Origin of the sequence: Paenibacillus xylanexedens, from assembly GCF_007676705.1 — a bacterium.
Lineage (GTDB): Bacteria > Bacillota > Bacilli > Paenibacillales > Paenibacillaceae > Paenibacillus > Paenibacillus xylanexedens_C.
The window spans coordinates 277,795-294,852 of the sequence record NZ_VEBF01000004.1 but is presented as its reverse complement, the minus strand read 5'-3'; the positions used below and the strand labels follow the sequence as shown (position 1 = coordinate 294,852).

Here is a 17,058-nt window from a genome sequence, read left to right as displayed (position 1 = left end):
ATAAAAAAGACGTTTGGTGAACAGCGTAACTGTTGTTCACCAAACGTCCTATTGTTTCTACACCGATCAATCTTTATCGGTTGATTAATACTGGATTTCGTTCAAGCAGCCCACTGCCAAACGTATCCCTGAAAGGAGAATCCTCCATATGGATATAACCAATGTAACAGCCACACTTTTTCATGCGACATGGCCGATCCGCAGACAAAGCCTGCAAACCATCACGATACAAATGCCCAATGATCCGGCGATCCTTGTAGCACCTCTTCACATGCCCTGACCCTTGTACATAAAATACTTCCGAACCGGCAGCACATCGCTTGCCCAAACTCTCATAGTCCTGCAGATTGCCTTCAAAAAGCGGATCAAGCCCACGTAAAAACTGAATCTCTTCCGGCGTATAATACTTCGGCCGATCTTTAAATGCATTAACCCACATGTACACATCATCCGGTAAAGCCTGTCTCATGGATTCGATGGCGGGGAATGCACTGCGGAGTCCCACTGTACCAACACTAAAAGCAAGCCCCATCTGACGCAAGGTCAGACATTGTTTTACAAAAGAATCCTCTTTTGTCTCGCGAGGATGATACGTCGCCCAAAAGGCGGCTTTATTCGCATCTAACTCCCTCGCCCAATCCAGCTTGACGGACAGGTTGGTTTGAATCGCAACTTTATCCACATGTGGCATATGTGACAGTTCAATCATGGCTTCACGGTACCAACGACGCACCAAAGCTTCACCATAGGGATTGAAGAAAATCGAAAATTGATGCCCGGCACTCTCTTGCTCCCTGACCCAATTCACAAATTGACGCAATTGTTGTTCATCCACTTCCAACGTCTCTTTGGAGTCCACCGTTTTGCTAAACGGGCAATATGGACAGTCGTAATTACAGGAAGACAACTTCCCCCGATAATACAAAGTTGCTCTCATGAGAAAACAAACCCTTCCATCTGTTCACGAATTTCGGCAGATATAAGCCAATCTCCAATCGCATCGGAGTAACCCAGTCCCTCTTCAGTCAAACGCAATACCTGCTTGCCCTCATCATTCTCCAGCTCGGCCATACCCACTGTCAACAGTTCTGCTAACCAGTCATAGTCGGACATCACATCGGTACCGAAACGCTCATGGTAGTCAGACAACGTCAATCCCTCCCGATGCAGCAAGGCTTTCAGAATAAAGCGACGTCTTTGTTCCTCACGGCTTAACACAATACCATAATCCGCCACATCGTAGCGCTCAGTTGCCACATAATCGGCAATGATGCTTTGCGTGGCCTTGTAACTCACGCCATACTTGGAAGCATAGTGTACTTCACTGGTATAAGAGCGAGCCCCGCATCCCAGACCAACCATGCCTTCCTCCTGACAGCTGTATGGCAGAAGTGCTTTCGAGGACGACTGTTCCCTGGCAAATCTGCGCATCGAATATTGCACATAACCTTTGCTTTTCAATGTCTCACGTGCAGCTTTGTACAGCTCCATCCGAATATCCGGTCCCTGACGGCGAATATCATCAGGCTTCACGATCGTATTTTCCCGTGTATACAAGGGATAGATAAAGATCTCGCCCGGTTCGTAGGCTAGCACTCTTTCCAGTGAATAGATCCACGATTCAACCGTTTGCCCTGGCAGACCATAGATCAGATCCAGATTCAATAATGGGAAATCATACCGAGTAAGCTTCTCAAGCGCTCGTTCGACCTCCTGCGGTTTTTGTGGACGATAGATGGCGGATGCTTCAGCTTCAATAAAGCTCTGTATACCCATACTGACACGATCCACACTTCGTTCCTTCATAATGGCCAGCTTGGCTTCCGTAACCGTATCTGGCGACGTCTCCACTGATATTGATGCTTGCGAGGGGTCCAGCCCCATCACATGCTCAGCAATATCAAACAGACGATTCAATTGAACTTCATTCAATAATGTAGGCGTTCCCCCACCAATCGCGAATCTCGAATACGGTCTGCGAGAAGTAATGGGTGCCCACTGCTTCGCTTGGCGTTCCAGCGCATCCACATAGCGTTCATGGGTATCATCCCGTCGATCCGGCAGTGTAAACAGATTACAGAATCCGCAACGAGCAGCGCAAAAGGGAATGTGCATATATAAAAAATACGTATCCGTATTCTCTTTTTCCCACAGTGGCCCCAGCGGCAGTGGTGGGTCAAGCTCCCGATATGCGGTCTTGTGCGGGTATGAATATAAGTAAGAACGATACGGGAATGCCAGCACTTCACTGAGACCTGTAGTTATGTTGGATCCAGACGGTGTGGAATGGCCTGCTGTCGTATGTTGTAATTGTTTGTCCATCGGTCTCCTCCTGTCTCTATAATAAAAATTCTCGATAAGGTACGGTCCAGACCACATCATGCGCAAGCCGGTGTCCTTGATACCCATCTTCACCGTAAGCTGTACCATGATCGGAAAAAGCTAAACAAAAGGCAGGACGGGCGCGTTTCCTCATCGCTTCAAACAATGGTCCCAGAGCCTCGTCCACATATCGAAGTGCAGCACGCTGAGTCTCCACCGAGTCCTCCTTGGCTCCTTCTACAAAGTACCGATTGGGGCCATGAATGGCAGACACGTTCAAAAACAAAAATATCTTTTCATCCGGAGGCGTCTGTTCAAGCAGCTTTAATGCATGCTGTACCTGATGCTCTGTCGATTTGGGATTGGTTACCCCAAAGTTCATTCGCCAGTAGCTCTGTTGGAAATAGCCGGGTAATACTTTCGCAAGCGGATTCTTTTTCGTAAAAAAGATGACGCCGCCAATGCAGATGGTACGGTAACCTTCAGCCGCGAATCCAGAGACGATATCCGGTGTATCAAATAGCCAGGTGTTTGGATGTGTCTTGAGTCCGGTATTCCGGGAATGAAACAGCCTTATGTGAGATGCCTTGTCTGTATTGGCAGGAGTGGGCATAAAACCACCAAAAAAAGCATGATGCGCTGCATATGTAAAACTGCCCGGGGTATGACGCTTCTCCCATGGACCCGAACCACACAGATTAGGACAATTCTCCTCTTCCAGCTTGGCTACGTCATATCGTAAAGTATCCAAGGTAATCATTAACAGATCATGGGAGCCCACAATGGTGTTCATATCAGTCATGTTGAATAGGCTCCTTTCGTAAAAGTTCCATCTCCCATTCGTAGGTTCCAAGTCCATGATGTTGGACTCTGTACAGTAAATCTCCGAATGGATTCACGTCCAGTACATAAGCAAGCGGGTTCGCACCACTAGTAAGCATCACATCAATCCCTGCTGACCACGAGTTGGGAAATGCAGACATGGCTGCCTGCGCTGCCGTCCGAACTAGTGACATCTGCTGCTCATCCAGCCCTGCTTCAGCAGGCAGCATTCGTTCATTACGCAAATGCAGATTGGTAATCGGCGTACGGCTCAACCGCATAATCGCATGACCTGCCTGTCCACCCGCAACCAGTTGGCGAATATCGTATGCCCGTTGATCCAGCGTGGCTTTGGGCATCCACCGTTCAATCTGTGCACCTTCTGCACATAACCAGTTCATCAGCGTAGCAATCCCCTCACTGCGGGTATACTTGCGTAAACGTCCCTCATTGAAGAAAATCACCTTGCCTTGTGCCTGTTCCATTCCCGTCGTCGTTACAGCGATTTCGTCACCCGTACGCGGGTTAACTTGGTACGCCACAACGCCTGAGGCTCCGGAGCCACTTGCGAGCTTTACAAACACACGGTTCATACCGGCATTTTGCATAGCTGTACGCAAGTCGGTGTAACTTCGGATCGGCTGTGAAGACTGGAGCGTAGGAGGTACCTGAACCCCATGAGAAGATAGATGCTGCTGACATGCTCTCTTGTCGAACATCAGTTGGATGTCACCAGGATCATTCATGAATCGGACTTCAGGCCATATTTCACGAGCCTCACGGCCCATTCGATCCAGACATGCTTTCCAGCCACGGAACCACTGGGCAGGAGCGTAGATTCTTCCCCACTCCTGTTCCAATGCAAGTACCTGTTCTGTGGAGATTGCTTCTGCACCCATTCCATCCAATATAGGTGGCGTATCGTTCATAGCTCCAAGGAATAGCAATTCACGCTCTACTTCCCAATCCTCACCAGGAGCATCAATCCGAATCAGGGGTACAGGCAGACTGGAATCAACTGTATCAGCGATCGTTCCGCCGTGTCTCCAGTTCTGGAGCAATTGAGCATATGGCAGTACAACCGCAGGTTTCAAACCCAATCTATTTCGGGCCTCTTGCAACCCTTGGGTTCGGCGATTAGTTGGGTTTCCAATCAACAATAAGGGCTGATCTTCCGTTGGATCATGCACATCAACTATTCCGTTAACGACGGGTAGCGCCAGTCATCCTCATCGCTCTGTTGCTGGTCACTAACATCTACGGATATACCAGAGCTTTTCCAGCGACTGATCATTTCATTGGTCATGTAGTGGTAACTTAGATCGAGGTGTTTCAACTTCTTGATCTTGTCACTGGCAAACAGGGCTTCAGCCCCTTCATCAGACAACGTGCCCTGTGACAAATCGAGTACTTCAAGTTGGTCCAGAATAGGCGCCTCAGCTGCTGCTTTGGCAATCTCATCCTGAATTTCACTATCTTTCAGCCCCAAGTAAACGAGCTTTGGAAATAATCCTTGTTCCAGAAGGGGAATCACATCTTCAAGTGAACCATCGAAACCATAATTATCGACGCCCAGATATAATTCCAGTTTACGCAATTCAGGCAACTTGGCATGGGTGATTGAAGATAACACGTCTTTCGGCAGCCCACCACAAATAATAATCAATTCTTCGAGCTTGGCATGCTGGAGCGGTTCCAGACTAAGGCCGCTACTCCCCATTACAGAGAATGATTTTAATTCTGGAAAAGCATCCAACAGCGGGGTGAGATTCGTCTGAATAATCCACGATACTTCACATTCTTCGAATCCCATATCTCCGATGAACAGTTTCTTCAATGACGGAAAACTTGGAGCCGACTCAATGAGTGTATCCATGAACTCGTCAGGCGAATTTTCATAAGCCTGTCCCCAATCTCCAATGACCAGACTTTCCAGTGAGCTGGCCTCCGGTTTAGCCGCCAGTTCCTTAATTAATTTTTCCATACGAATGCCGTCCTCATAATCATCGTAGGATACAACCAGCTTCACTTCTTGCATGAGCAATTCCCTCCGTTTAAGGTTCATATATGATTCGTTAATTTGAATGTTACCCCATACCACACAAGGCTTGCAACTTCTTCCAACTCCAGTCCCAAGTAGATTCCCAATCGTGCAATGTAAACCATTTCTCATGTAGGCACAAGAACATATGTTCGATATACAGTCGCAGAAATAGCTATCTTCAATTAGGTATATGGATGGACCTTCACCAAACCCGATCAAACACTTCATTTCATACAAAAAGCGTTAATGGCGGGTGAACCATCCCCATCGGAATGCTTCTGTCCTTCCATTAACGCTTTGATGTTCACATATCATGAAGTTAAATCAAGATGTTTCGTTTAAGTCTCAGCCTTCAAGTCTCGATACGAGCGCTCTCAGCGCATGACCACGGTGACTAATCGTCTGCTTTTGCTCCAGTGTCAACTCTGCCATCGTCATCTCGTATTCAGGTACATAGAAGAGTGGGTCATATCCAAATCCGCCAGCACCTGCAGCTTCAGCCGTGATCCAGCCTTCCGCAGTACCTTCTGCTTCATACTTATCACCTGTTGTCGGATCGTACAGTACCAGCGCACAGACGAAACGAGCCGGACTCAATAGCGGCTGTTCGGTGTCCTCACCGGATTTCAACGATTCCAGCGTCTCCAGCAACTTCGCATTATTCTGTGCATCCGTTGCTCCTTCGCCTGCATATCTCGCTGAATATACTCCTGGCTCACCGTCCAACAGGTCTACACATAAACCTGAATCATCTGCCAGAACGGGCAAACCAAGCGCATCACCAACCGCCTTGGCTTTCTTCCAGGCATTCTCCGCAAAAGTTACGCCATCTTCTACCACATCCGGCAGCTCCGGATAATCAAACATGCTCTTAACCTCTTTGCCAAGCGGTGCGAAAGCATGAGCGAATTCACGGACTTTACCCGCATTGCGGGTTGCGACAATGAGAATTGGGCTGTCCAAACTCATCTTAGGCTTCCCCTAATCCACGTGCGCCGATCTTGAGCGCAACCGGTCCAAGCACTTCTTTTTGACGCTCGATCATTTCCAGAATTCCCTGCTCGCCCAGTTCCAGCATCGCGTTCAGCTCACGGCGATCAAATGGTGCTTCCTCACCTGTTCCCTGAAGCTCGACGTATTTACCGCCGCCTGTCATCACCAGGTTCATATCTACCTTGGCTTTGGAATCTTCATCATAGTTCAGATCCAGTACAGGATGTTCACCCACAACACCCACACTTACCGCTGCAATGAAATCCGTAATTGGGAACACTTGCAGTTTGTGCTGTTGGGAGATCTTGTTCACGGCAAGCGCCAGCGCTACAAACGCACCGGTAATGGACGTTGTGCGTGTGCCTCCGTCGGCTTGAATGACATCACAGTCCAGGGTAATGGTACGCTCACCAAGAGCCTGCAGATTAACTACCGAGCGCAGTGCCCGACCAATCAGACGCTGGATTTCCATGGTGCGTCCAGTTAATTTGCCGCGATTGGCTTCACGTTGGTTCCGGGTATGTGTTGCACGTGGCAACATGGAATATTCAGCTGTTACCCAGCCTTTACCCTGCCCTTTCATAAAGGGAGGAACACGTTCTTCTACTGTAGCTGTACAGATCACCTTTGTATCTCCAACTTCAATCAGTACAGAGCCCTCGGCGTATTTATTCGTGTTTACTGTTAAATTCAGCGGGCGCAGCTGTTCGCTGGTTCGTCCGTTTGATCTCATTTTTTCTGCCTCCTACGACTTAAGCATCCTGTAATGTTGAGCTTGTTCACACTTTTACTAATCCCTTATATTTTACCAAAGAGTTCGGTTAAAAGCATCCTTAAGCATTCCTTGCTCATTAAATCGGAATTTCGTTGATATATTCAGGCTTGGAAACTGGCGCACTGTAATCCCTGTTGTCGTCACCCATGACCGTTTTTTGGCCGTTCCATTGGATCTGCACTTTGGCATCCTTGCTGGCTGTATTCTCTGCAGTAGTTAATACGACGGACTGTAATAGCTCACTTGGCACGATATCCCCTTCGGCAAACATATCGTCTTTCAGCGCAACCGTTACCGTGCCATCCTCAGCCGTTTTGACCGATTGCAGCTCTGTTCCGCCTGTCATGACCTCTTCCAATTCCCCGCCTTTGTCAGGTCCCTTGATCAGCTCGTTCAATGCCGCCTGCACCCGATCCTCACCAGGTGTGACCAGACGTGTAACCGGAACATAATATTGGATGCCTGCTGGCGAAGCAGCGGAGAAATAGACCGTTACCGGACTGCTGTTGGTCACAAACGCATCACCCAGATCCAGATTGATTCCCACAGCACGATTCAGTGGTTCAGGCAACGGCGTGCTGTTCACCGGCATTTGCGTTAACTTTTTGCCATCCACCCAGATCTGCACATTCTCCACATCAGGTGTTCCCGTTAATGTCCACGTGACAGCTTCTAGCATTTTCCGTTCTTCCTTCGCATCATACTTGGCAAAATTACCCGAGAACTCCACGACCGCCAGCTTGTCATCCGCATGAATCGTTACATTCTGAACAACCGTTCCCTGTGGGAGAACGCCCTGAAATCCTTCAGGCAACATGCCTGCATAAGCCCCACCTGTAACAAGTGTATCCAGTGCTGTCTTCGGACTGCTGGCATCTGTTCCAGAAGGAAGTGTCAGGGAAACCGGAGCGAGCAGCCCCTGCTGGTCTTGCAGATATACCGTCGTTAATGGGAGCGTTGCGAGTGCACCATTCCCTTCGGCTGCCTGAATCATGGCTGCTTCCTGGATAGGCGGTGGTGGATCAACAGCTTCGGAAGACTGTGCTCCAAACATGCCGCAGCCTGACAATACCATAGGAATACTCAGCAGCGCTGCTGCCGATACCGTACGCAAAGAATGGATCTTTCTCATGATCACGTTCCCCCTCATTCATTTTTACAGTTTGTACTACCATGTATACGAGCCTTTGTCCAAAAAATAACTAAAAGATAATAAGAAAAACATCTATCGACGCACTTTCACAGAAGACAGACCGTGTTCAGCTGAAATTTTTCTTGCGATAATCCAATATCTTAAAGAAACGTAAAACAGGTTAATACGTATTAGGAAGCAAGAGTAGGGACATTGCTAACTTCAGAGGAGGAATCGCCCATGGAACATCCTGAGCAAGAAAAAATCCCTTACAGCCTGAATAGCCGCAAGGTCGCGGAAGCAACACGGGAATGGCTGCATAAACGGGGCGTCACGATCCCTGAGATCGCAGAACTGGTTATGTTATTGCAAAAAAAGTACTACCCTGATCTTACGATGGAAGAATGTATTGAAAATGTGGAGAAGGTTCTCCGTAAACGCGAGGTACAGAACGCTGTCCTGACCGGTATTCAGCTCGATATTCTGGCAGAACAGGGTCAACTCATATCTCCTTTGCAGGAGATGATTGAGAACGATGAAGGACTATATGGCGTGGATGAGATTTTGGCTTTCTCTATCGTCAATGTATATGGCAGCATTGGATTTACGAATTATGGTTATGTGGACAAGCTGAAGCCAGGGGTGCTTGAACGACTGAACGACAAGAGTCTGGGGCCTGTCCACACGTTCCTAGATGATATTGTCGGTGCGATTGCATCGGCAGCGAGCAGTCGTATTGCCCATCGCAAACAATCCGAGCTTGAAGAAGCGCTGGGAGAAAAACCTGTCAGCGATGATGCTGTATAACGTAACTCGTTTCATATCTGAAGCCAGGTAGAACATTGAACATGTGTGTGGATGCTTGGTGAAATAACTGTTATGTTCAATAAAATACCTGCTCATGAAAAAAGCGGCCTGATGGCCGCTTCTTTTGCATGTGTAACGATACATATTGGATAATCCACATGTTATTATTTCAGATGTTTAGGTCGTACCGTTCCCGCCAAACCATAACCTTCAACCCACTTCTTTTCGGCAGCTGGCTCAGATGGTGTCCATTTGGGTCCAATCGTGATTTCCGGGCCTTTGCGCTCTCGCATCATGCCACGCAGCACAGTGATGCCGAGGATGCTGAGTCCAGTGAAGACATACATCATCCGCATGATGATATTGCCAGAATCTGTTCCCGTCACCATGCCATGAACCAGCAGACCAATGAACACCGGGTAGGACAGCATGTGGAACATGAACCACCATTTGCGGCCCAGCTTGTTCCTCAGGTCACTGGATAACAGGACGATCACTAATCCATAGAAGGCTAACGTTCCCAGACCACTGCCGATCGGATGCACGGAGGCGGTAAAAGGAATTAGAAGTTCTCCCCAGGTAAACGGGCTGTAGTGATCAATATATAAAGTCAACGCATGCACAAGTCCAAGTCCGAAGGCGAGCCAGGTCGTTCGGGTATGCCATTTGAACATGGCTGCTTTCGGTTTGCCTTTAGCGATAGGCATCCCTTGAGCAATGCCCAGAAACACACCAGCAAAGAGCAGCACATAAGCAGCAATCCCACTAATTCGAATGATATTCCACGTCGGCAGGTAATCTACAATCCATTGTGCCATAACCGGCTCCCCCATATCTGTTAGACTTGTCCTAGTTAGGGCGTGTCTGAAAACTCCGAAGGAAGCAGATTTTGCCGAATTTTCGTTCCAAGCCAGGAAGTTTTCCGCAGGCGTGCCGGGGCACGTCAAGGGAAAGTGACGCAGCAGGGGGCGAAAAGGCGGTAAAAGATGCACTTCAGCGAGTTTTGAGACACGTCCTAGATCAGACTGAAGCGATGATCCGGATCAAAACCGGGCCAGTGCTCAGCGAGCGTATCCGTATTTCCTCTAAAATAAGTAATCCCATCCCGTGTCATCCATAGGATGTCATGCCGATCGTAATGTCGGTTTAACCAGCCCACCGCTTCGGCACTCCCCAAAATACAGACCGTCTTGGCAATGATCTCGCATTGCGAAGCATGCTGTCCCATAACGGTACACTGCAATACGTCCGTATCTGCCGGCTCCATCGTCCGTGGGTCAATGAGGTGATGTGCAAGGCTTCCGTCCGTATTCTGCCATTGTCTGCGGGAAACACCTGAAGTGGCAACAGCTCCTCGCTGTATGCGAACCACACCTGACACATTCTCCTGATCATGCAAGGGATCTGCTACTTCCAAGGTCCACTGGGGATGGTCTGATGTGCCCCATACTTGGATATCTCCACCCGCGTTAATCAAACCCGCCGGAATATGCAATGTTCGCTGCAACCAGTCTGCGATGCGCTCCACTGCCCATCCCTTAACAATGCCTCCCAGGTCCAACTCAGCTCCGGGGTCCAGATGAACCATCCGGCTACCTTCCCGCTGAATCCAACTCGGACGGCTGTGGTCATATCGATCTTCCATCATCGCTGATGATTCAGGTGTTTTCGTTCGCAATATGCGTTCAAGCAATGGACGTTGCGGTTGTCGTTGTTGCACCTTCTCGAAGGACAGATCGTATCCCGAAGCCTGAAGAGCCTGCGAGATTCCCGGCTGAAAAATCCCTTCGGTCAGTCCAATATAACCGTACGCCAGACTCAAAACTTCATCCATCGCAGCCGAGACAGGCATCCATCCGGTCGAACCATTCAGACGATTCAATTCACTCTCTGCCATAAATCGGCTGAATCGTTGCTCCTGCGTCTCAAACCAATTCTTCACCAAGGTCGCTGCATGTTCAGCTTCTTCCCGCCCAGCGGATAATTGCACTTCAACATCCGTGTTCATTGCACGGAATTGAAATTTGAGCGAACGAGCAACCTGCTCCGTGCGGCTCATGATGCACCCGTGCGTGACTGATAGTTGCCACTGCTGTATCCGGAGTCTGTATCTTGGTTATTTTGCCCGAAACGCTGAGCATCTGAATAACTTCCCTTGTTACCCATGCTCTGATTCGATCCAGCGGCTTCTGTGCTATCGGATGTTCCATTATCTTGACGATCATTATTGTCGTTGTCCTGCGTGTTCCAGTTGTTGTTGTCCGTTGTACTGCTGATCCATTCATCCATCACATCATCACGTGTATTCACTTGGCTTGAAGCAGTAACGCTTGTATCTGTGCCATTCGCTACTGCATAGGCCACATCAAAGGCATCCGAGGTCCTTACATATTGAAAAAGTGCAGCCACGGTCAACGTTGCTGCCGCTGAAGCTTGCCATTTTCTCCATTGATTCCGTTTTCTTCTGGTCATCGCTCTTCCCTGCTTTCTTTAGGGTGTGTCTCAAGACACGCCCTAGCGAAGTTCATAGATGTATCATAGGCGCGCTGGCTTAAAAATAGATGAATGAACGGTTAAGAGAGGCTAAAGCTTTATTTCACGGGAGTCGTGTCAAACTAAAAAAGACCCTGAACAGGTGAATTTCCTGTACAAAGCCTTTATGTAGGAGCTTATTATCATTTCATATTAATTTCATCATTTCGTTAGATTCGAAAATAGAACGTGCCATCCGGTTGTTGCTCTTGCTTCGCCACTTCGCGTCGAATTAACTCCTGCAAATGGGCCAACGTCTCACTCATGGCAAACCGCAGTTGATGGGTACCGAGCCGATTGCCAAACATATATACACAGATGTCATACGCATTCGCCGGTGACTCGTAAATTCGCTCGGACATCTTCTGAAGGCGCTCCTCGTGATGAGCAAGCAAATGAGCTGTGCGTTCGCTGAACTGGGCAAATGGATTTCGATGTCCCGGGTACGCCTGCTTGACATTCAGAGCCCCGAGACGATGCAATCCTTCCATATAAGAAAATAAAGGCTGAGGGTCACTGCCCGGTTGCAGACTGATATTCGGTGAAATCTGTGGCAATACGGCATCTCCGCACAGAATCTCCATCGACTCCGGCGCATAAAAGGATAAATGGCCTGGGGCATGTCCACCCGTCTCCACAGCAGCCCAACGTTTCCCGCCCATATCGAGCCACTCACCGTCTTCAATGGGAGTCACATTCGGAAGTGGTGTGATCTGCGAAGTAAATGCCTTCATATGTTCATGTATCTGCTCGGTCTTGTCTTCCGGCATACCGTGACGACCATAATAATCAGGTAAGATTGTATTGATGCGTGAATCAGGTCCCCACATATAATCAGCCTCTTGGCGAGAACGTGTGGACATTCGAACGGGTGCACCCGTCATCTGTTGTATCCATCCCGACAACCCAAGGTGGTCCGGGTGATGGTGGGTCAGCACAATTTGATGAATATCGCTAAAGGACAGGCCAAGTTCTGCCAGTGCTTCATGCCACTCCTGTTCCGTCTCCGAATTACGTGGTCCCGGATCTATGATAGTGATCGTTCCATCCGGTTCAGACAACACATAACTGTTCACCCATCGCAAAGGAAAAGACATGGTAATCTTGACCCGATGTATGCCCTCTGTCATGGACATCTCTTCTGTTCGCTTCATACGTTTTCCCCTTCCAGACGTCTGTTCACTCCACAGGACGATGACCCACAAAAATCATACGCGGAGAAGCCTGCTCGTCATACTTCTCTTCATCATAGCCGCCATGAACCTGATCTACCTGAAGTCCAGCTTCACTTAACAGCTCACTCAGTTGATCCTTTGTATACAGCTTCACACGTTCCTGATATACCCGCGGTTCATGTCCGGATGTGGTATCCGTAATGCGAATTTCCTTTTGCACAAATCCTTCTTCAATCTTGCGAAACTCCTCAATCCGCTGCCCTTCATCCTCTCGAACCGAGTGCGGAACCAGATGACGAGTCACATAAGCTGTATTCATAAAATCAATAATGTAGCTGCCACCCGGCCGAAGCATGCGATGAATGGCACGTAATACTTTCAGTTGTTCTCCGTCCTCAAGGAAATAACCAAACGATGTGAACAGATTGACTACGGCGTCGAAGCCGCCTTTCAGGGGGAGTTCACGCATGTCTGCATGGCACCACGTTACTCGGTGTTCGTCATCCATTAGGCGAGCTTCACGCAAAAGCACATCGGAAAGATCGACTCCGGTCACTCGCAATCCTGCGTCCGCAAGTGCTAATGAGTGCCGTCCCATACCACAGCATAGATCCAATACTTCAGCATTGGGCTCAAGCTTCAACCACTTGATCATTTTATGTACTTCCTGATAGGCACCCTGTACATCCCGGTGCTTGTATACGAGCAGATAATCTTCTCCAAAACTCTTTTCATACCATTCCGTCATCCATTCTCGCCCTCCACTTGGTCACTGGCCCTCTGTCGGTCATACGGCTGTTGTAAAGGCCTGATCATTTCCCCTAAGCTTTTAAGTTATTGTAACGTCTTTATTCTGCAAACTCAAAAAATCCCACATATCATCCGCATTGAAGAGCCAAAATGCACACGATATAATGTTTAACATACGCATACCCCTGCGAATCGGTTAAGTATAAGAGGTTGTTCAAAAAGCCCGCTTTTGATTACAAATGATGCCTATCGGCATCATCAGCATCGAATATGGAATTCAGCCGAAATAAGTGGTGGCTTACGAAGTATGTTTCCTTCGGAAACATTGCGGTTGCTCACGTAGTTTTCCTCCGCTCCGCTACTCCATTTCTACCTTCATCCAATCTTCTCGGTACTGAAAACCGGTCTTTTTGAACGCGTACTATAAGCAACAGGAGGTGTTCTTATGATTCGCGTCGGACTTACCGGATGGGGGGATCAGGAAGATCTCTATCCGAACCGTACCAAAGCCAAAGACAAGCTCAGTCTATATGGTCAATACTTCTCCACTGTGGAGGTGGATAGTTCCTTCTACGCCGTTCAACCACGGGATCGAATGGCACGGTGGGCTGCAGAGACGCCCGAATCCTTTGCTTTTATCATCAAAGCCTACCAGGGAATGACCGGACATCTGCGAGGCAAACCATATTTCACCAGCACGTCGGAGATGTATAAGGCTTTTCGGGAATCACTGGAGCCTGTCATTGAAGCCGGCAAAATGCAGGCAGCCTTGTTTCAATATCCACCTTGGTTTGAGTGCAATAAAGACAACGTGAAAGAGCTTCGTGAAGTGAAACTTCGAATGGAGGGCATTCCGTGTGCACTTGAATTCCGTCATCGCAGTTGGTATGAAGGTGGCATGCGAGAGCGCACGCTTGCGTTCCTGAAAGAGCAAGGCTGGATTCACAGCGTCTGTGACGAACCTCAGGCGGGTCCAGGTTCTATCCCCATCGTGCCACAGGCGACGGATTCGGAGATGACGCTGGTTCGTATGCACGGACGAAACGTGTCTGGCTGGCATCAGAATGGTGCGCCCAATTGGCGCGAGACCCGTTACCTGTACCGTTACAACAAGGAAGAGCTGTTGGAGTGGAAAGGTTATCTGGAGCAATTGCAGGAGCAGAGCAAGGATGTCTACGTTATTTTCAACAACAACTCCGGTGGAGATGCAGCGGCGAATGCCCAGATGATGATGGACCTGCTGGACCTGCCGGTGAAGCCTTTTCCTGACCGTTCTGAGCCTGAGCAGGAAGAAGGACCAGAGCAACTGGAATTATTTTGACCCGTGTTAACGACGGAGTTATTCACATTGTAGGGTGAAGGTACGTGTATGTTATTGCTATCATGCAGATCGGATTCGAAATTGGAATCAACTAAAAGCGGCAAGCCTTGGGGCTTTGCCGCTTTTTCAGCTCGTATCTACCTATTGAAGGCTATCCGCAAATATCCGTTCCGTTACGTCAAGCACTAGCGCTGCGCAGCCGTAACCGAAGAATCGATAGACACCTTGGAGAGCTGCTGATTCATCTTATGCGCTTCAATGCCAGCCAAGAGCACAATGCCGATTCCATGGGTATCGTTCAGATTCCATCCCAGATCATCGCGATAATACAAGGCGGTAAACGAGTACCCGGAACCGCGACATACCCCGTATATATTACCTTTATAGTCAATCGACAAGCGAGTCATGCCTTCCCATCCTTTGCGTACGGCCTCCAGATAAGGCTCCGGTTGTTCTAGCCACCCTTCCCGAATTCCACGGGCATAGGCGTAGATGAACATCGATGTACAGGAGGTCTCTTCATACGAATCCGGGCGGTTTAACACCTGATGCCAAAGTCCATTTTTCCCTTGCAGCGCCAGATAACCCTGACTTAAATCACGATAGAAACATAACAGTTCCGGCCGTTTCACATGATCATGCGGCAGAATGGACAACAGTTCGGTTAAGGAGAATAGCACCCAGCCGTTACCCCGTCCCCACGGAATACCTGTCGCCCGACCACGTACAAAATCATACACATGGGACATGATCTGTTGATCGGGAAGGTAGAGGTATTTACGGAACATCAGGAACTGATTGACCGCATCATCCCAATACGTCGCATCACCTGTCAACTGACCATAACGCATCAGAAAAGGTGTACTCATGTACAAGTCATCACACCACATCGTCTCCTGACGCATCTCCCCACTGCCTCGTACCCGGTAAAAGGCGCCATCCTCCAGACGTTCCTGCTCATCCGTAATGTAGCCCGCAATTCGATCCGCGGTATCTCTTCCCCCACGAATATCGCCGAATTCCATCGCAGCAAGCAACGTAGATCCGAACGAACCGCAATCATCCAGACTGTCGATGGCAGACAGCTGATTATTGATTCCTGCCGCACCGTACCCTTCCCGATCCCACAGACCATAGCGGTCAAATGAAGTGCTCAGTTCAATATGTTGCCGCACATACTGAATGTAATCATCACGTCCCAATTCCTGTCCCGTTTGGAGAAGTCCAAGCAGGGTGACGCCTAGCGGATAATTCCACTTTCCGTAATGTGTGTTCTCCAGATAGGGACGAACATGCGTATCGGGAAGATCTACTCGCCAATACACACCTTGTGCGCCATCATCAAATACGGTATCTGTTCGCACAATATCGGCGTGGGATGGCTCAGCGCCGGGAGCAAACACACCTGTGTACAGCCAGGGGTCCGTGCATCCCGCAACCGGATGAGGAGGCTTCAGTCTCCAGCCTGTGGAACCCGAACGCTCGGCCTCTTCCATAGTGAATCCCCAGGAGCCACCAAGTGCTTGAATTTCACCTTTTGCGACCAAATCCGAGGAACCGTAACGGCGTGGGAGTTCAACGTGAAAATTACCGCTACTTCCAGCAGAGTATATTTCCGTGCCATCCACATATAAGGTCAAAGCACCATCATGACGGCCTTTTAAAATAACTGGCTTTGATCCTGGCAAGGTTACATCCAGTTTGGACCATGCGTAGGCCACAGCGGGCTGTTCTGGACCAAAGATTCGTGCAAAAGAACCCATGCTCCGCTCCTCGTCTGTCCAGCCCCTGCGCGGATACCAGGAAAGGCCCGTTTCTTCTTCCGTCATACCGTCACGAGGAAGAGATAATACAGGTTCATCGACGGGTCCCGAATATAACCAGCCCTCCTGTCCTTGACGATCTGCCCCAGGAGTGAGGAAGTGCAGCGGGAAATTTTTGAAAGAGGCTGTTCCGTAAATACCGCCGAATCCCACTTCTGTTTTGACAAAACACAGCAACACATCATTCCAGCCATAGTTCACGGAAATCGGAATCTGGGTTCTTCGCTCAGGAAATAATTCCTGCAACAACTCAGACTTGAATACCTCTTCGCCGTTCACATAGATCGTCACCGGACTATAACAGTTCAGGCCCGTATTTAACGTTGTACTCTGCTCGCTCCATAACTTGCCCCATACATACACGTATTGCCCTGCATGCGCCTCTACGCATTTCTCATTCAGATTCAGGTCATAGCGATAATCGCCAAGCCTGCGAAAACCTCCCTGATGATAGGCTCTGAACAAAAATGAATGTTTCGGATGATCGCCAATATAACGCTGAGCCACCGTAGTCAATATATCCGGAATTGAATCGTACACCTTGCCTGCAATCGCCTCGTTC

At 48.9% G+C, this 17,058-nt stretch carries 16 protein-coding genes; 2 read left to right on the top strand and 14 right to left on the bottom strand.

Going from position 1 to position 17,058, the window contains the following annotated elements; genetic code table 11:
* Positions 1-73: 73 nt before the first annotated feature.
* The 8 genes from FS628_RS22650 to FS628_RS22615 all read right to left on the bottom strand — a co-directional run bounded on the left by FS628_RS22650 (position 74) and on the right by FS628_RS22615 (position 8,088).
* A complete protein-coding gene (locus tag FS628_RS22650; RefSeq protein ID WP_145325241.1) occupies positions 74-937 on the bottom strand; it encodes an STM4011 family radical SAM protein in 864 nt (287 codons plus the stop codon).
* Positions 934-2,322 (bottom strand): STM4012 family radical SAM protein, encoded by a 1,389-nt coding sequence (locus FS628_RS22645; RefSeq protein ID WP_145325240.1) that lies wholly within the window; start codon positions 2,320-2,322, stop codon positions 934-936. Before FS628_RS22645 ends, FS628_RS22650 begins: the two co-directional genes overlap by 4 nt.
* A 16-nt stretch (positions 2,323-2,338) precedes the next feature.
* Positions 2,339-3,124 carry an STM4013/SEN3800 family hydrolase gene (locus FS628_RS22640; protein WP_145325239.1) on the bottom strand — a complete coding sequence of 262 codons (786 nt, stop codon included), beginning with the start codon at positions 3,122-3,124 and terminating at the stop codon, positions 2,339-2,341.
* Positions 3,117-4,334, bottom strand: a complete 1,218-nt coding sequence (locus tag FS628_RS22635; protein ID WP_260871146.1) for an STM4014 family protein — start codon at positions 4,332-4,334, stop codon at positions 3,117-3,119. The genes FS628_RS22640 and FS628_RS22635 overlap by 8 nt, the downstream gene beginning before the upstream one ends.
* Before the next feature lie 5 nt (positions 4,335-4,339).
* The gene (locus tag FS628_RS22630) at positions 4,340-5,182 is read right to left on the bottom strand and encodes an STM4015 family protein (protein ID WP_145325237.1); all 843 of its coding nucleotides are present in this window, start codon (positions 5,180-5,182) and stop codon (positions 4,340-4,342) included.
* A gap of 351 nt (positions 5,183-5,533) precedes the next feature.
* Complete coding sequence (locus FS628_RS22625) at positions 5,534-6,157, bottom strand: XTP/dITP diphosphatase (protein WP_145325236.1); 624 nt, start codon at positions 6,155-6,157, stop codon at positions 5,534-5,536.
* Position 6,158: 1 nt separating this feature from the next.
* A complete protein-coding gene (gene rph, locus FS628_RS22620) occupies positions 6,159-6,914 on the bottom strand; it encodes a ribonuclease PH (RefSeq protein ID WP_145325235.1) in 756 nt (251 codons plus the stop codon).
* Positions 6,915-7,032: 118 nt separating this feature from the next.
* Positions 7,033-8,088, bottom strand: a complete 1,056-nt coding sequence (locus FS628_RS22615; RefSeq protein WP_145325234.1) for a GerMN domain-containing protein — start codon at positions 8,086-8,088, stop codon at positions 7,033-7,035.
* Between the two features lie 240 nt (positions 8,089-8,328).
* Here FS628_RS22615 and FS628_RS22610 point away from each other — a divergent pair, with 240 nt between their 5' ends.
* Positions 8,329-8,895: a phosphatidylglycerophosphatase A family protein gene (locus FS628_RS22610; protein ID WP_145325233.1), complete on the top strand. Its 567-nt coding sequence runs from the start codon at positions 8,329-8,331 to the stop codon at positions 8,893-8,895.
* 164 nt (positions 8,896-9,059) lie between these two features.
* Here the strand turns inward: FS628_RS22610 and FS628_RS22605 are convergent, their stop codons facing one another.
* The 5 genes from FS628_RS22605 to FS628_RS22585 all read right to left on the bottom strand — a co-directional run bounded on the left by FS628_RS22605 (position 9,060) and on the right by FS628_RS22585 (position 13,350).
* Entirely contained in the window at positions 9,060-9,713 is a 654-nt protein-coding gene (locus tag FS628_RS22605) for a ferric reductase-like transmembrane domain-containing protein (protein ID WP_186327925.1), read from the bottom strand.
* A gap of 197 nt (positions 9,714-9,910) precedes the next feature.
* On the bottom strand, positions 9,911-10,954 hold the full coding sequence (locus FS628_RS22600) for an FAD:protein FMN transferase (protein WP_145325231.1): 1,044 nt from the start codon (positions 10,952-10,954) through the stop codon (positions 9,911-9,913).
* Positions 10,951-11,367 carry a hypothetical protein gene (locus tag FS628_RS22595; protein ID WP_145325230.1) on the bottom strand — a complete coding sequence of 139 codons (417 nt, stop codon included), beginning with the start codon at positions 11,365-11,367 and terminating at the stop codon, positions 10,951-10,953. The genes FS628_RS22600 and FS628_RS22595 overlap by 4 nt, the downstream gene beginning before the upstream one ends.
* 230 nt (positions 11,368-11,597) lie before the next feature.
* Positions 11,598-12,581, bottom strand: coding sequence for an MBL fold metallo-hydrolase (locus FS628_RS22590; protein WP_145325229.1), 984 nt, complete (start codon positions 12,579-12,581; stop codon positions 11,598-11,600).
* Positions 12,582-12,606: 25 nt separating this feature from the next.
* Complete coding sequence (locus FS628_RS22585) at positions 12,607-13,350, bottom strand: class I SAM-dependent methyltransferase (RefSeq protein WP_145325228.1); 744 nt, start codon at positions 13,348-13,350, stop codon at positions 12,607-12,609.
* 447 nt (positions 13,351-13,797) lie between these two features.
* Between FS628_RS22585 and FS628_RS22580 the strand changes: the two genes are divergently transcribed.
* Positions 13,798-14,673 (top strand): DUF72 domain-containing protein, encoded by an 876-nt coding sequence (locus tag FS628_RS22580; protein WP_145325227.1) that lies wholly within the window; start codon positions 13,798-13,800, stop codon positions 14,671-14,673.
* Between the two features lie 185 nt (positions 14,674-14,858).
* Here FS628_RS22580 and FS628_RS22575 read toward each other — a convergent pair whose 3' ends face one another.
* Positions 14,859-17,036, bottom strand: a complete 2,178-nt coding sequence (locus FS628_RS22575; protein WP_260871145.1) for a glycoside hydrolase family 88/105 protein — start codon at positions 17,034-17,036, stop codon at positions 14,859-14,861.
* Positions 17,037-17,058: the final 22 nt, after the last annotated feature.